This is a genomic window from Klebsiella sp. CSG-1, assembly GCF_056521145.1.
Genome location: NZ_JBWNLD010000016.1, coordinates 1 through 13756, shown reverse-complemented (window position 1 = coordinate 13756; position 13756 = coordinate 1). Strand labels below are relative to the sequence as shown.

Below are 13756 nucleotides of genomic sequence, written 5' to 3'. Positions count from 1 at the left end.
ACTTACTGATAGTGTTTTATGTTCAGATAATGCCCGATGACTTTGTCATGCAGCTCCACCGATTTTGAGAACGACAGTGACTTCCTGCCCAGCCTTGCCAGATGTTGCCTCAGATTCAGGTTATGCCGCTCAATGCGCTGCGTATATCGCTTGCTGATTACGTGCAGTTCTCCCTTCAGGCGTGATTCATAAAGCGGCCAGCCATCCGTCATCCATACCACGACCTCAAAGGCCGACAGCAGGCCCAGAAGACGCTCCAGCGTGGCCAACGTGCGTTCACCGAATACGTGCGCCACAACCGTCCTCCGTATCCTGTCATACGCGTAAAACAACCAGCGCTGGCGTGAATTAGCGCCGACGTAGCCCCACTGTTCGTCCATTTCAGCGCAGACAATCACATCACTGCCCGGTTGTATGCGCGAGGTTACCGACTGCGGCCTGAGTTTTTTAAGTGACGTAAAACCGTGTTGAGGCCAACGCCCATAATGCGTGCACTGGCGCGACATCCGACGCCATTCATGGCCATATCAATGATTTTCTGATGCGTACCGGGTTGAGAAGCGGTGTAAGTGAACTGTAGCTGCCATGTTTTACGGCAGTGAGAGCAGAGATAGCGCTGATGTCCGGCAGTACTTTTACCGTTACGCACCACGCCTTCAGTAGCTGAACAGGAGGGACAGCTGATAGAAACAGAAGCCACTGGAGCACCTCAAAAACACCATCATACACTAAATCAGTAAGTTGGCACCATTACCCTCCGGTCAGCCTTCGGGGATTAGCGACCTGCGTTTAATTGTGCGTAACAATGAAAACGATATTCATACTCTGGGCGATCTGGCGAGCGGCAAGAAGAAGCTGGTGCCGATTCATACCTCCGATGCGCGCTACACCGTTATTGATAACTACAACAAGAAACACCCTGGGCAGCAAATCAATCTGCAACCGAACGGCGAGCAGTCTGCGGCGGACATTTTCAAAGCCGTTGCTTCCGGAGAGTACGATGCGGCTATCTATCCGATTGGCGCATTACTGGCGTTAAACAAAGCCCTCAATCTCAATCTGAAAGCCTCCGAGTCTGTCGGCCTGTTCCCTAACGTTTATTTATACAAAAAGAATGCTGACCCGAAACTGATCAAAGCCATCGACAACGAACTCGCTGCCCTCAAAAAGGACGGCACGCTCGCTGCGCTGTCCCGCAAGTGGTATGACGAAGATGTTTACGGTCTGCCGCGCGCGGAAAACGTCAAAGTGAATACCGACTGGGAATAATCGTTCAAGGGGAGTGCTGTCTGATGAGTACAAAACAGCCCGCTTCGGCGCACAACGCGCCGACCCTGGACGACGAAGTTACCCTGGCGCTGCGTGCCATTACCGAAAAACGCGCGGCCACGCTTGGCTATTTGCTTGATGAGTCCCGACAACGCCATCAGCCTGACGATTATGCGCGTGACGCTATCCGCCATTATGGCCGTGATATCGGACGTTCCGTGCGCGCGAAGATGCGTCATGGTCACGACCTGCAGGAGTTTGCCGCCGTGTTTACCCGTGGCCTGGAATCGCGGGTTTACGAAATGGAGACCGTTTCAGCCAGCCCGTCAGAGTTTATTGTGCTGTTCCATTATTGCCCTTACGTCAATTGCTGGCGCCAGCAGGGACGCGATGCCCGGCAGATTGAGACGCTGTGTGATATCTGCATGGAGGGGGATCATGCGTTAACCGATGCGCTTGATGGCGTGCAGCTAGCGGTTGAGACGGCGCTGGCGCGGGGGGATGCCGCCTGCCGCCTGCGTTTCTATCAGTCTCAGGAGGCTTCATGACAACATTAAAATGGGATCACGCTGTTCAGTTTGTGAACCAGCCGGACGAGGCGATTGCAACGTTTGCCGGGCAGGGGCTCAACGCGTTTGCCGGTGGGCGTCACCCTGGCTGGGGAACCTGGAATGCGCTCAGTTATTTCGGGCTTACCTTCATCGAGTTTCTCGCCATTTACGATTATGTTGAGCTGGCTTCGGCGTAGGCCGATTTTTTGCTCTCCCGTGATGCGGCGCAACTCTTGCCCGAAAACCAGGTGCTGCACCGGGTAGCGTTGCGCACGGATGATATTGACCAGACGCATGCAGAGTTGCGCAGTCAAGGGTTACAGGTCTCGCCAATTGTTAACGGCCAGCGCAACGACCCGCAAGGAAACGTCATTAGCTGGCGTATTTTTACCATTGATGGGGATTTTAACGGCCTGCCGTATCCCTTTGTTCTGCAATGGGGAGAAGATGATAACGCACGGCTAACGCGGCTACGCGCTCAGGGGCTCGACAAGCCGCATCCGGCAGGCGAAGTGACATTACAGAGCGCCATTTTTGAGGTGCAGGATCCGCAGGCCGCGCGTGAGCACTGGCACGCGTTGTTCGGTTTTAATGAACTGTCTGAAGGTCTGTCCGCAGGACAGCAGCGCTTTCTCTTTCGTCAGGGGGAGGCCAATCGATTAGTCGAACTGGTTTTTAACGCCTCTGATCCGTCGCTGAAAGGCCAGCGTTTTCGCGTCGGTCGCGGTGAATATCGCTTTCAATAAGGCGTTGCCGCTCATGGCAAATGTACATTTTATTGGTGCCGGCCAAATGGCGGAAGCCATTATCCACGCCCCGCTGGCGGCGAAAACATGCAATAGCCCGTCACGGTGAAAACACGTCCACTTCCTTCAGGCCGCCATTGATGCGAAAAGCGACGCGTTGCGGGTGATTCACCGAGACCAGATACTCAATCGGCTGATGCTGGCTATCGTAAATCACACCACGGTAGACCAGCGCCGGGCTCTCTGGTTTCGCCTGCAACAGTTGATGCTCCTCTTCGCTCATCGCCGCTGCCCGGATGGTTCCTTCATCGTACACATCGTGAATAGCGTAACGTTCAGCCAGCAGGCGATAAAGCGACCCTTCTTTTTCTAACATATCAGCGCTCAAATCCGCGACACGGGCTTGAGGTAAGTAACTGGTTTCGATGCAGAAAGGGTGTCCATCAGCCAGGCGCAGGCGTTTGATCATGACTAAAGGATCGCCCTCTTCAATGTGCAGTAGCCGTGCAATGCGGGCGCTGGCCGCGGAAATATGGAAGTAGATCAACTGGCTGCTGGGCACTGCGCCATTCAATTCAAGAATTTTACTGATGCCCAGCGCAGGCTGTAGCGGGCGTTCAATCGCCGTATCGACCAACCAGGTTCCCTGATTCCCCCGTCTTTCCAGCACGCCTTCGTCAATCAATTCAGTGATGATTTTTCGCACTGTCACACGGCTGATACCCAACACCTCGCTTAATTCGCGCTCTGCGGGGATCTGATCGCCGCTGTTGAAATCGGGTGAATTGAGCATTCCGAGTAGTTTTTTGCGCGCGTCGAGATAGCTCCTGCGCGGCCTTCTGGTCTGTTTTACTGGGCTGGTCATGGTCTGTTTTGTGTCGGTTATGGAAAGCAAAAAATAGGAAATCAATCAGTTGATTATACAAAATAAAAATCATTTATATCGGTATGGCGTGACACTAAGCATAACATACCACGACAATTTTTTTGGTTATTATTCGCGAATTATTGTTGCTATATCCGCCAGATCGAGCGTATATCAATCTTCGTGGTATATTTTTTGGTATGTTTAAACATTGGGGGGAACAGCTATGAAAATTAAAAAAGCCATCGCCGGGCTTGCTTCAGCGATAGCCATGTTAGGCTGCATTCACACGTCGGCGGCGGCGGATCAGCTGCGTTTCGGTATCGACCCGACCTTCCCACCGTTTGAATCGAAAAATGCCAATGGTCAGCTCATCGGTTTCGATATCGACCTTGGTAATGCGATTTGCGCGGAGATGAAAGTGCAATGCTCCTGGGTACAGAACAGCTTCGACGGGCTTATTCCGGCACTTCAGGCAAAGAAATTTGATGCCATTCTTTCTTCTCTGTCGATCACTGATGAACGTAAAAAAGCCATCTCTTTCAGTGACAAACTCTTCAATACTCCCGCATTCCTGGTGACCGCTAAAGGCAGTTCGCTCGCCCCCACGGCGGCATCGCTGAAAGGTAAACGTATTGGCGTCCAGCAGGGTTCGGTATTTGAAAGTTATGCCAACAAATACTGGCGCAACGCGGGCGTTGAGGTGGTTGCTTATCCGGATGCGGAATCGGTCTATGCCGATCTGATTAATGGCCGCCTTGATGGCACGCTCGATGATGCGGTGGTGATCACTGAAGCGCTGTTGAGCAAACCCCAGGGCCAAAAGTTCACGCTAATCCAGCCGCAAGTCAAAGATGATGAGATCTTTGGGCCCGGCACCGGGATCGGGTTACGGCAGGATGATATAGATTTGCAGGCCCGTTTTAACAAGGCGATCGCCGCGATTCGCGCCAACGGAACCTATGATCGTTTAGCGAAAAAATACTTCAATTTCAATATCTACGGTGATTAACCCCATGCAGACCCAACCCATCATTACCTCCCTGATGAGCAGCCATTTTCAGGATAAGCCGCTGCGTCAGGTTTTCCTGGTCGCTTGCGGTGGCTCGCTGGTCGATATGTATCCTGCTCATTATTTCCTCAATGAGCAGAGTGAAAATCTGCGCTCATGGATGATGACTGCCAATGAATTTGTGCATGCTGCACCGCGCGCGTTAGGTGCCTCGTCACTCGTGATTGTCTGTTCGCATGGTGGCAACACGCCAGAGTCTGTGGCTGCGGCTCAACTGGCAAAAAACCGTGGTGCCGCCACTATCACGCTTACGCACAATGCGGAAGCGGAACTGCTGCAATGGGCCGACCATAACCTGTTATATAAATGGGGTGATGATACGCTGGTCACCGAAAACCCGATGGCGCTGATCCTCAGCCTGTGCATGGATACGCTGTATCAGGTGGAAGATTTTGCCGAATGGCAGGCTTTCCAGCATGGCTTTGCGCAAATCGATACGGTGATCCGCCAGGCCCGCGCTAAGGTGGTAACCCGTTGCGCCGCGTTCGCAGAACGCTATCAGCATGAGTCCCTGTTCTATGTGCTTTCGAGTGGCGCCTCATACGGGCATGCCTATGGATTCGCCATCTGCTCACTGATGGAAATGCAGCGTCTCGATGCCGCTTCTATTCACAGCGGCGAGTTCTTTCATGGCCCATTTGAAGTCACCGATAATCACGTACCCTTTATCCTCCTGATGAATGAAGGCCGCACACGTGCTCTGGATCAGCGTGCGCAGGCGTTCCTGAATCGTTATAACGACAAAACAGAGGTTGTGGACGCCCGCGAGTTGGGCCTGAATGCGCTGCCTGCATCAGTGGTGGACTACTTTAACCCGGTGCTGTTTTACAGCATCATGTGCGACTACCGTGCGGCACTGGCTGATATCCGCCAGCATCCGCTCTCAACCCGCCGCTATATGGGCGTGGTGGATTACTAAGGGCGGCGATCAATGAAAGTCATTGGCATAGGCGACAACGTTGTCGATAAATATGAACACCGGCGTGTACGGTATCCTGGAGGCAACGCGCTCAATTTCAGCGTGTATGCGGCGATGCTGGATGCATCGGCTGCCTATCTGGGCATTTTTGGTAACGATGCGGCGGCTGACCATGTGATGCGTGCGCTGGCAAAGTTCGGCATCGATATACGCCATTGCCGTCAGGTTGCGGGTGAAAATGGCTATGCGCGGCTGACGATTGAACAGGGGGAACGGGTGTTTCTCGGTTCGAATCTCGGCGGTGTGCGCCAGACGGAATCGATGGACTTTATTTTGCAACAGATGGACTGGCTTAATGATTTCTCGCTGATCCACACCAGCAGCTACAGCTATATTGATGCGCAACTACCTGCGCTGGCAACGTTATCCGGATGGCTTTCATATGATTTCTCAGATGATTTTGTCATCGCACAGGCGCTGCCATTATGCCGCTGGCTCGACGCGGCATTTTTCTCCTGTGCGGGATGGTCGCTGGTAGAAACGCGTGAACTTCTGGTGCAGGCGGTGCAGGCAGGCAGCGGTTTGGCGGTCGCGACGCGTGGCGAGCAAGGTGCACTTCTGTTCGATGGTAAAGACTGGTATCAGCAGGAGCCGGAGACGGTAACACCAGTGGATACATTAGGTGCGGGTGATGCGTTTATCACTGCGTTTCTGCTCCATTTACGTCAGCACGGTAATATCACCGCAGCACTGCAGGCTGCTGCGCATTTTGCAGCGAGAATTTGCCTGGTGGACGGCGCCTTCGGCGAAGGCGAAGCTTATTAATCCCGCAGGAATGTCTCCGCTTTTGAGTGGATTCCCCTTCGTTAATGGGAACCGCTCATTCTGCTGTTTTTGCAGCAAAAATGATGGTCCTGCTCAACGAGCAAACTTGATGCCGGCTTCGGTAAGTCTGGCGTTTCGTTAATATTATTTCTGATTGCCGATCTGATGATAAAAGGCGCTGCCACTTATTATTGAAGTATGTAAGTAACTGATTACTTGTGTGTGCTGGTTAATTAAAGGACAATACCCTTAGTAAAGTGGTGGGTTTATCGCCGGGAGCTTACTTCATTAAGGATAAAGCATGCTGATGGATCAGTCTGCATTCACCGGGAAAGGGGTAATGGTGCCAACTTACTGATTTAGTGTATGATGGTGTTTTTGAGGTGCTCCAGTGGCTTCTGTTTCTATCAGCTGTCCCTCCTGTTCAGCTACTGAAGGCGTGGTGCGTAACGGTAAAAGTACTGCCGGACATCAGCGCTATCTCTGCTCTCACTGCCGTAAAACATGGCAGCTACAGTTCACTTACACCGCCTCTCAGCCCGGTACACACTAGAAAATTATTGATATGGCCATGAATGGCGTCGGATGTCGCGCCAGTGCACGCATTATGGGCGTTGGCCTCAACACGATTTTACGACACTTAAAAAACTCAGGCCGCAGTCGGTAAACTCACGCATACAACCGGGCAGTGACGTCATTGTCTGCGCTGAAATGGATGAACACTGGGGCTACGTCGGCGCTAAATCACGCCAGCGCTGGCTGTTTTATGCGTATGACAGGATACGGAGGACGGTTGTGGCGCACGTATTCGGTGAACGCACGCTGGCCACGCTGGAGCGTCTTCCGGGCCTGCTGTCGGCCTTTGAGGTCGTGGTATGGATGACGGATGGCTGGCCGCTTTATGAATCACGCCTGAAGGGAGAACTGCACGTTATCAGCAAGCGATATACGCAGCGCATTGAGCGGCATAACCTGAATCTGAGACAACATCTGGCAAGGCTGGGCAGGAAGTCACTGTCGTTCTCAAAATCGGTGGAGCTGCATGACAAAGTCATCGGGCATTATCTGAACATAAAACACTATCAGTAAGTTGGAGTCATTACCGATTTCGGGTAAGTCTCCCCCGTAGCGGGTTGTGTTTTCAGGCAATACGCACGCTTTCAGGCATACCTGCTTTCGTCATTTTGTTCAGCGCTCGTACCAGGGCCATAGCCTCCGCAACCTGACCATCGTAGTCACGCAGCATCAGTGAACCCCCGAACAGCTGTTTTACCCGGTACATCGCCGTTTCCGCTATCGAGCGACGGTTGTAATCTGTTGTCCATTTCCACCGCGCATTACTCCCGGTCATTCGCTGATTAGCCACTGCACGGTTACGGTCTGCATATTCACCGGGCCAGTAACCCGCACCTTTTCGGGGCGGGATAAGCGCGCTGATTTTCTTACGCCGCAGTTCATCGTGACATAGCCGGGTATCGTAAGCGCCATCGGCGGCGGCTGACCTGATTTTCCGGTGGGTTTGCCGGATTAACCCGGGGAAGGCCTCTGAGTCCGTCACATTGTTCAGCGACAGGTCAGCGCAGATGATTTCATGTGTTTTACTGTCAACGGCGAGATGCAGCTTACGCCAGATACGGCGGCGTTCCTGGCCATGCTTTTTGACTTTCCACTTTCCTTCACCGAAGACCTTCAGCCCGGTGGAATCAATTACCAGGTGTGCGATTTCACCCCGGGTGGGCATTTTGAAACTGACGTTAACCGACTTTGCCCGCCTGCTGACACAGCTGTAATCCGAGCAGCGTAGCGGAACGTTCATCAGTGTAAAAATGGAATCAATAAAGCCCTGCGCAGCGCGCAGGGTCAGCCTGAATACGCGTTTAATGACCAGCACAGTCGTGATGGCAAGGTCAGAATAGCGCTGAGGTCTGCCTCGTGAAGAAGGTGTTGCTGACTCATACCAGGCCTGAATAGCTTCATCATCCAGCCAGAAAGTTATGGAGCCACGGTTGATGAGGGCTTTATTGTAGGTGGGCCAGTTGGTGATTTTGAACTTTTGCTTTGCCACGGAACGGTCTGCGTTGTCGGGAAGATGCGTGATCTGATCCTTCAACTCAGCAAAAGTTCGATTTATTCAACAAAGCCCCGCTTCGGCTTTGTCTTTTTTATTCCCGGTCAGCACCACACTGCCGCCCGCTTCCAGTACCATGCGTGCCACGGCGAGACCCATGCCGCTGGTGCCGCCGACGACAAGCAGTTTTTTACCTTTGAAAAATGTATTCATTTTCAGACTCCATTACTGGTGGGTAAGACGTTGCCGGCAGCGTGAAACTGCCGGCGGTTGACGGATTAAATGCTGCAGCCATCCGTTCCGCAGGTCTGACCCGCTGTGGCTGAAAATTCGGTTTGCTGTTCATCCCAGACCTGACGCAGGGCATTCAAAAAGTTGTCTGCCCCCTGAGCCCCGCTGATGGCGTATTTCTCGTTCATCACAAAAACCGGAACGCCGCTGAGGCCAATAGACTGTGCGTGGGCTTCATCGTCGGAAACGGTGGCGCGAAAATCGTCATTTTCCAGAGCGGCTTCGGCGTCAGCTTTCTCCATACCGGCTTCTACGGCCATTGCAACGAGCTGCTGACGGTCAAAGAGAGAGCGACCTTCGGTGATACTGCCGTGATAAAAACGTTCTTCCACCGCGTCCGCAATTCCGGCCTTACGCGCGGCAACCAGCAGGGTGTGTGCATCTTCTGTATCACCAAACATCATGCCGTCAAAGTTGTAGATCAGACCTTCAGATTTACCGGCGGTGCCCACCTGATTCATCATCAGCTCCGCTGAATGCTGACTGCCCAGTTTTTTAACGATGGCATCCTTAAAAGGCATAGCGGGAGTACCACCGGCCAGACGGTAGCTGTGATGACGGATCACCACCTGATCGCGAAATTCAAAGCGATTCAGACCCTGTTCAAATCTTTTCTTAGCAATCCAGCACCACGGGCAGACCAAATCTGACCAGATATCGATGGTGAGGGTGGGTTTCAGCGTTTGCATAATGATTCCTCAAAGACCTTGGGCGGTCGGGTCTCACTTATCAGAGAACCGCGACCGTATGGGATTTATTGCGCCTGCCAGACCGGGTAATCGGTATAGCCTTTTTCCGGGGAACCACTGACGCCGTAGTAGGTGGCGCGGTCACTTTCTGCCAGTGGCCAGCCGTTTTGCATTCTTTCAACCAGATCCGGGTTAGCGATGTAGGGCACACCAAATGCCACCAGATCCAGCTCATCATCTTCCAGAGCCTGCTCTGCGATATCACGGGTGAAACCGCCGGCAGCGATGATGGTGCCTTTAAACGTGTTGCGAAAACGGCGGCGGAATCCTTCCGGAAGTGGCGCTTTGGTGTACACCGGCTGATAGTAAAGGTGTACGTAAGCCAGCTCCCGCTGACCGAGCGCGTCGGTGATGGCTGACCAGGTTTGCTCTTCACCTTCATACGGCGCGAGGTCATAAATGCGGCCGAACGGTGACAGGCGCACGGCAACGTGGCTGTTACCCACGGCTTCCGCCACGGCGTCAATGGTCTCCAGCAGGAAACGCTGACGATTTTCCACCGAGCCGCCGTATTCGTCAGTGCGGGTGTTCAGTTCGCTACTGAGGAACTGGTCAAAGATGAATCCGTTTGCAGCCATGATTTCCACACCGTCAAAGCCGGCTTCCATCGCCAGGCGTGCGGAGTGCACGAAGTCTGCAGTGATGCGTTTCACTTCATGCGTTTCCAGCGCGCGTGGCTGGCTTGGTACAACCGGGCCCGGTTCTCCGGATTCGGTCAGCGCAAAAACGGTGGTATTGACCGCCTGAACGGTGCCCGCTGAAACCGGCGCTATGTGGCCTGGCTGAAGAGAGACGTGAGACATACGGCCGACGTGCCAGAGCTGCGCGAAAATACGGCCACCTTTGGCGTGAACCGCTTGTGTCACCTTACGCCAGCCCTGGACGTGTTCGTCGTTGTAGATACCAGGGGTATAGAGGTAACCCCGGCCTTCTTCTGAAACCGGCATCCCTTCGGTGATGAGCAGGCCAGCAGAAGCACGCTGTGCATAGTACAAAGCCACGACCTCATCCGGCACGTCATTCATGGTGCGGGTGCGGGTCATCGGTGCCATGACTACACGGTTTTTTAACGCCAGGCCAGACAGATTGTAGGGGGTGAAAAGCTTACTCATCGTATACCTCACAGAAACAAAAAGGAGTATCCCGGCAGGGATTTGCACAACCCGGAAGTATCATCGACCGGACGTCGCGCACTGGAGTTGCATAAACATCTGATGGATGGCAATATACCAACCATCTAGTAGGTAGGTCAACGGGTGTGCCGTATTTTTTTGTCATAACGCAGCCATTTCTGAATTGTCACTCATTTTGCGAGGTCATCACCATGCGTACATTAACAGCTTATAACGAAGATAATTTCCGCCAGATAGAGCAGTACAAAGGAATATCGGTGGTACGTTTCTCTGCACCCTGGTGTCCGCCCTGTCAGGCCAGCGAAGAAATGTTCAGTCAGTTTGCAGACCGGCTCGATGGAGATATTCAGGTGGGGAAAGTCAATGTAGATCAGGCGCCGGTGCTGACAACCAAATACGAGATCTGGGGGCTGCCGTCTGTGCTGATATTTCATGAAGGGCAATTAGTTAAACGCATACCGGGTGTGAAACCTGCATCGGTATATGCTCAGGCGATTGCGGACATAAAAAAAGGGCAGTAATGCCCTTTTAACGTGGAATTTATTAATGCTTAACCGCGTGCCTGACCGACGGCATCCAGAGTGCGGGCTGAATAAATGACCGCCGCGCCAGCGTTGAGGTTAATCGCCACGCCCAGCGCTTCAGCAATTTCAGCGTCGGTTGCACCGGCTTTCACAGCGGCGTCGGCGTGAAAAGCAATACAGCCGTCGCAGCGGGTTGTGACTGCGCACGCCAAGGCAATGAGTTCACGCACTTTTGCGCCCAAAAGGTCAGTTTTGTTACCTGCGTTGCCCAGGGCAACCACGCCTTTCATGGTCTCGGGGGTCAGTTTGCCCAACTCGCCTAAACGTTGCATTAACTCTGAGCGATAGTTGTTCCAGTCCAGCATAGTGTCATTCTCCTGAATGAGGGGTATTAAGAAGCAGTTTTATATACTTAAGGCTGTTGGCGAAGACTTCGGGTCTGGCCGTTGCATGCGCCACTACGCTTGAGCCTTCACAGACATTAATGATCATCAAAGCAATATCTGATGGTTCGGCATGGGATGAAAACTCACCTGACTCCATGCCCGCCCTGACGACTTTTGTGAGCCACTCGATTTGCATATCGAAATAAAGTGATGTCTGTACAGTAATTGCCTGAGGCAGATTGGCGGTCTCTGCTGACAACGCACAACACAGTGGCAGTAGTGAAGCTTTATGGCTTTGCGCGAAGATATCGATGTAGGCCGCAATTCTTTTCTCCGCGCTTTTCTCAGTAGCCTCTATCTGCTCAAATACGCGTTGCGTATCAGAGAACGCCTGTATTACCACCTGCTCACCCAGAATATCTTTGGTCGGGAAATGGTGATGAATACTGGCCTTGGTGATACCCACTATTTTTGATAAATCAGCATAGCTGAATGCTGAATACCCTTTTTCGCGCATCAGGTGTTCTGCTTCGCTGAGCAGCCGTTCCCGTGTCATGGTTGTCATAATTACTCCATATAATCTACTAGTTGATAGATTATATTGTTGCTATTTTTCCGTAGCAAGTTGTATCACTGACTCAGTATCGTGCAGAGCTGAACGTCACTGCCATCCTGCATTCTGAATGGCAGCATTACATCTCTGACATCACGCCAGGCGTGTAATCATTTCAACCGGATTAGCCAGAGTATCGTGGATTGGCGAATTCTTTTGCATTTCGCTGACCAGCGCTTCTAACTCCTCGCGACTGGCGGTCTTGCTCGTAAGGTGAACATCGACGCGAATAGATTTCGCACCTTTACGCACGTTGCTGTCCAGCCCAAGGAAGCCGTTGAGGTTGATATCGAAATTAAGATCCAGCTCGATACCGTCCAGGTCGATCCCTTTTTCAGCAGCCATCATGGTGAGGGTGGCGGTATAACAGCCAGCCAGCGCCTGCATGATGTATTCAGTCGGGCTCATGCCGGTATCGGTGCCGAGTAAACCTGCGGGTTCATCACCGATATTAGAAAATTTCCCCACGCGGCTGGTATCGATAACGCCGTTCTGGATTGTGGCGCCGGTCTCTGTGCGAACGGTTAATCCGCCGCTGGAACGGGCTTTCATCTGGAAAGTCAGGTTACCCAGGCCAGGCTGGCTGCGAACTGCTTCACGGGTATTGTGGATCGCAACTGCGTCTGCAGAAGGTTTAACGGTAGTAGACATAATGGCTCCTGTAATTTCTTGATAAAAGTTATAGCTGGTGTAATCAGTGCCAACCATCTAGTTGGTAGGTTAATATCGCGAACCTCTTTTGTCTACTCTTTTATAAAAAATAGGGGGAAAAGAACCCAGAAGGCTGTTTTATTTCATAATAACCATTTGATTTTTTTATAATCTTCCCAGCCGCTCACTCTTGCAGCAATCCAGCCTTTACCCGAAGGATAGTCTGGCGGGTGGTATTAAATTCCCGGGCAATAGCACTGATACTGATGCCAGCATTTAGGCGCTCTGTCACTGTTTGCTTTTGTTCCTCGCTCAGGATGGGAGGGCGACCGAAGCGTTTTCCAGCCGCTTTTGCCCTCGCAATACCTGAATGCGTTCGCTCAAGCAGCAAATCCCGCTCAAACTCCGCTACAGCAGAAATTACCTGCATAGTCATTTTTCCGGCCGGACTGGTCAAGTCAACGCCTCCAAGTGCGAGACAATGAACGCGAATATCTAAAGCCGCCAGTTGCTCTACTGTTTTTCGGATATCCATCGCATTACGACCCAGACGGTCAAGTTTGGTGACAATCAGTACATCCCCATTTTCCATGCGATCTAGCAACCGGATAAATCCGGGGCGTTCGCTGGCAGCAACCGAGCCACTGATATGCTCCTCAATAAGTCGTTGGGATCTGATGGCAAAACCCGCCGCTTCAATTTCACGACGCTGGTTTTCTGTGGTCTGTTCCAGAGTTGAGACCCTGCAGTAGGCAAAAACACGTGACATGGGAAACTTTCCGTACGAAATAGGTGTCCGAATTATAACGTGTGTCCGAAATTAATTTCACTAAGTTTCGGACATGTGCTGTAAGCGGTGTACGAAACCGACCGGTTTCGGACGTTTAAGTCACATGCACGTTAACTGTCGGTATTCATCGCCTCACTAGTACTACTCTGCTAGTTCATCATGTTCTTCGAGAGCATATTCAAAATCGGCAACAAGCAAGAAATTTTCTATCCTATAAGCCTGATTTAACTTAATTCGTTGGTATCTTTCGTTCAATAATCGCCATGCTGTTTTCCGTAGTACCATCGGTACGGATTCATCTTTT

The 13756-nt window shown here is 52.1% G+C and carries 14 protein-coding genes and 4 pseudogenes; 8 read left to right on the top strand and 10 right to left on the bottom strand.

Going from position 1 to position 13756, the window contains the following annotated elements; translation table 11 throughout:
• Nucleotides 1-2: 2 nt before the first annotated feature.
• A protein-coding gene (locus AC007G_RS25320) for an IS1 family transposase (protein ID WP_249418530.1) occupies nucleotides 3-700 on the bottom strand; the annotation gives its coding sequence in 2 pieces (ribosomal slippage) (nucleotides 3-451 and nucleotides 451-700; 699 coding nt in all).
• A gap of 56 nt (nucleotides 701-756) precedes the next feature.
• On the opposite strand from AC007G_RS25320, the pseudogene AC007G_RS25315 reads away from it, so the two are divergent.
• From AC007G_RS25315 to AC007G_RS25305, 3 genes and pseudogenes are all read left to right on the top strand, one after another.
• Nucleotides 757-1269: pseudogene (locus AC007G_RS25315) on the top strand (transporter substrate-binding domain-containing protein); the annotation flags it as partial.
• A 23-nt stretch (nucleotides 1270-1292) separates the two neighbouring features.
• Entirely contained in the window at nucleotides 1293-1817 is a 525-nt protein-coding gene (locus AC007G_RS25310; RefSeq protein WP_003032103.1) for an L-2-amino-thiazoline-4-carboxylic acid hydrolase, read from the top strand.
• Nucleotides 1814-2566 (top strand): annotated as a pseudogene (locus AC007G_RS25305) (VOC family protein). The gene AC007G_RS25310 and the pseudogene AC007G_RS25305 overlap by 4 nt, the downstream one beginning before the upstream one ends.
• Before the next feature lie 100 nt (nucleotides 2567-2666).
• Here AC007G_RS25305 and AC007G_RS25300 read toward each other — a convergent pair.
• Entirely contained in the window at nucleotides 2667-3431 is a 765-nt protein-coding gene (locus tag AC007G_RS25300; RefSeq protein WP_032192077.1) for a GntR family transcriptional regulator, read from the bottom strand.
• Between the two features lie 226 nt (nucleotides 3432-3657).
• Here AC007G_RS25300 and AC007G_RS25295 point away from each other — a divergent pair, with 226 nt between their 5' ends.
• The 4 genes and pseudogenes from AC007G_RS25295 (at nucleotide 3658) to AC007G_RS25280 (ending at nucleotide 7336) form a co-directional block, all read left to right on the top strand.
• Nucleotides 3658-4443 (top strand): ABC transporter substrate-binding protein, encoded by a 786-nt coding sequence (locus tag AC007G_RS25295; protein WP_003032097.1) that lies wholly within the window; start codon nucleotides 3658-3660, stop codon nucleotides 4441-4443.
• Between the two features lie 4 nt (nucleotides 4444-4447).
• A complete protein-coding gene (locus tag AC007G_RS25290) occupies nucleotides 4448-5422 on the top strand; it encodes an SIS domain-containing protein (RefSeq protein ID WP_003032095.1) in 975 nt (324 codons plus the stop codon).
• A 12-nt stretch (nucleotides 5423-5434) separates the two neighbouring features.
• Nucleotides 5435-6247, top strand: a complete 813-nt coding sequence (locus AC007G_RS25285; protein ID WP_003032093.1) for a PfkB family carbohydrate kinase — start codon at nucleotides 5435-5437, stop codon at nucleotides 6245-6247.
• A 391-nt stretch (nucleotides 6248-6638) separates the two neighbouring features.
• Nucleotides 6639-7336: pseudogene (locus tag AC007G_RS25280) on the top strand (IS1 family transposase).
• Between the two features lie 52 nt (nucleotides 7337-7388).
• On the opposite strand, the gene AC007G_RS25275 reads toward AC007G_RS25280, so the two are convergent.
• The 4 genes and pseudogenes from AC007G_RS25275 to AC007G_RS25260 all read right to left on the bottom strand — a co-directional run bounded on the left by AC007G_RS25275 (nucleotide 7389) and on the right by AC007G_RS25260 (nucleotide 10467).
• On the bottom strand, nucleotides 7389-8357 hold the full coding sequence (locus tag AC007G_RS25275; RefSeq protein WP_479466713.1) for an IS5 family transposase: 969 nt from the start codon (nucleotides 8355-8357) through the stop codon (nucleotides 7389-7391).
• Between the two features lie 33 nt (nucleotides 8358-8390).
• Nucleotides 8391-8528: pseudogene (locus tag AC007G_RS25270) on the bottom strand (sugar dehydrogenase); the annotation flags it as partial.
• Between the two features lie 65 nt (nucleotides 8529-8593).
• Nucleotides 8594-9295, bottom strand: coding sequence for a DsbA family oxidoreductase (locus AC007G_RS25265; RefSeq protein ID WP_008502228.1), 702 nt, complete (start codon nucleotides 9293-9295; stop codon nucleotides 8594-8596).
• A 65-nt stretch (nucleotides 9296-9360) separates the two neighbouring features.
• Entirely contained in the window at nucleotides 9361-10467 is a 1107-nt protein-coding gene (locus AC007G_RS25260) for an alkene reductase (protein WP_006687059.1), read from the bottom strand.
• Nucleotides 10468-10679: 212 nt separating this feature from the next.
• On the opposite strand from AC007G_RS25260, the gene AC007G_RS25255 reads away from it, so the two are divergent.
• On the top strand, nucleotides 10680-11009 hold the full coding sequence (locus AC007G_RS25255) for a thioredoxin family protein (protein ID WP_008502229.1): 330 nt from the start codon (nucleotides 10680-10682) through the stop codon (nucleotides 11007-11009).
• A 29-nt stretch (nucleotides 11010-11038) separates the two neighbouring features.
• Here the strand turns inward: AC007G_RS25255 and AC007G_RS25250 are convergent, their stop codons facing one another.
• The 4 genes from AC007G_RS25250 to AC007G_RS25235 form a co-directional block, all read right to left on the bottom strand.
• Nucleotides 11039-11377 carry a carboxymuconolactone decarboxylase family protein gene (locus AC007G_RS25250; protein WP_000888080.1) on the bottom strand — a complete coding sequence of 113 codons (339 nt, stop codon included), beginning with the start codon at nucleotides 11375-11377 and terminating at the stop codon, nucleotides 11039-11041.
• A gap of 4 nt (nucleotides 11378-11381) precedes the next feature.
• Entirely contained in the window at nucleotides 11382-11963 is a 582-nt protein-coding gene (locus AC007G_RS25245) for a TetR/AcrR family transcriptional regulator (protein ID WP_008502230.1), read from the bottom strand.
• A gap of 141 nt (nucleotides 11964-12104) precedes the next feature.
• Nucleotides 12105-12662, bottom strand: a complete 558-nt coding sequence (locus tag AC007G_RS25240) for an OsmC family protein (RefSeq protein ID WP_274920441.1) — start codon at nucleotides 12660-12662, stop codon at nucleotides 12105-12107.
• 184 nt (nucleotides 12663-12846) lie between these two features.
• Nucleotides 12847-13431 carry a recombinase family protein gene (locus tag AC007G_RS25235; RefSeq protein ID WP_008502231.1) on the bottom strand — a complete coding sequence of 195 codons (585 nt, stop codon included), beginning with the start codon at nucleotides 13429-13431 and terminating at the stop codon, nucleotides 12847-12849.
• Nucleotides 13432-13756: the final 325 nt, after the last annotated feature.

Excerpts from the sequence above, each read along its gene's own strand:
- AC007G_RS25310 (WP_003032103.1), top strand. The coding sequence starts at position 1,293 with ATGAGTACAAAACAGCCCGCTTCGGCGCACAACGCGCCGACCCTGGAC.
- AC007G_RS25300 (WP_032192077.1), bottom strand. The coding sequence starts at position 3,431 with ATGACCAGCCCAGTAAAACAGACCAGAAGGCCGCGCAGGAGCTATCTC.
- AC007G_RS25295 (WP_003032097.1), top strand. The coding sequence starts at position 3,658 with ATGAAAATTAAAAAAGCCATCGCCGGGCTTGCTTCAGCGATAGCCATG.
- AC007G_RS25290 (WP_003032095.1), top strand. The coding sequence starts at position 4,448 with ATGCAGACCCAACCCATCATTACCTCCCTGATGAGCAGCCATTTTCAG.
- AC007G_RS25285 (WP_003032093.1), top strand. The coding sequence starts at position 5,435 with ATGAAAGTCATTGGCATAGGCGACAACGTTGTCGATAAATATGAACAC.
- AC007G_RS25265 (WP_008502228.1), bottom strand. The coding sequence starts at position 9,295 with ATGCAAACGCTGAAACCCACCCTCACCATCGATATCTGGTCAGATTTG.
- AC007G_RS25260 (WP_006687059.1), bottom strand. The coding sequence starts at position 10,467 with ATGAGTAAGCTTTTCACCCCCTACAATCTGTCTGGCCTGGCGTTAAAA.
- AC007G_RS25255 (WP_008502229.1), top strand. The coding sequence starts at position 10,680 with ATGCGTACATTAACAGCTTATAACGAAGATAATTTCCGCCAGATAGAG.
- AC007G_RS25250 (WP_000888080.1), bottom strand. The coding sequence starts at position 11,377 with ATGCTGGACTGGAACAACTATCGCTCAGAGTTAATGCAACGTTTAGGC.
- AC007G_RS25245 (WP_008502230.1), bottom strand. The coding sequence starts at position 11,963 with ATGACAACCATGACACGGGAACGGCTGCTCAGCGAAGCAGAACACCTG.
- AC007G_RS25240 (WP_274920441.1), bottom strand. The coding sequence starts at position 12,662 with ATGTCTACTACCGTTAAACCTTCTGCAGACGCAGTTGCGATCCACAAT.
- AC007G_RS25235 (WP_008502231.1), bottom strand. The coding sequence starts at position 13,431 with ATGTCACGTGTTTTTGCCTACTGCAGGGTCTCAACTCTGGAACAGACC.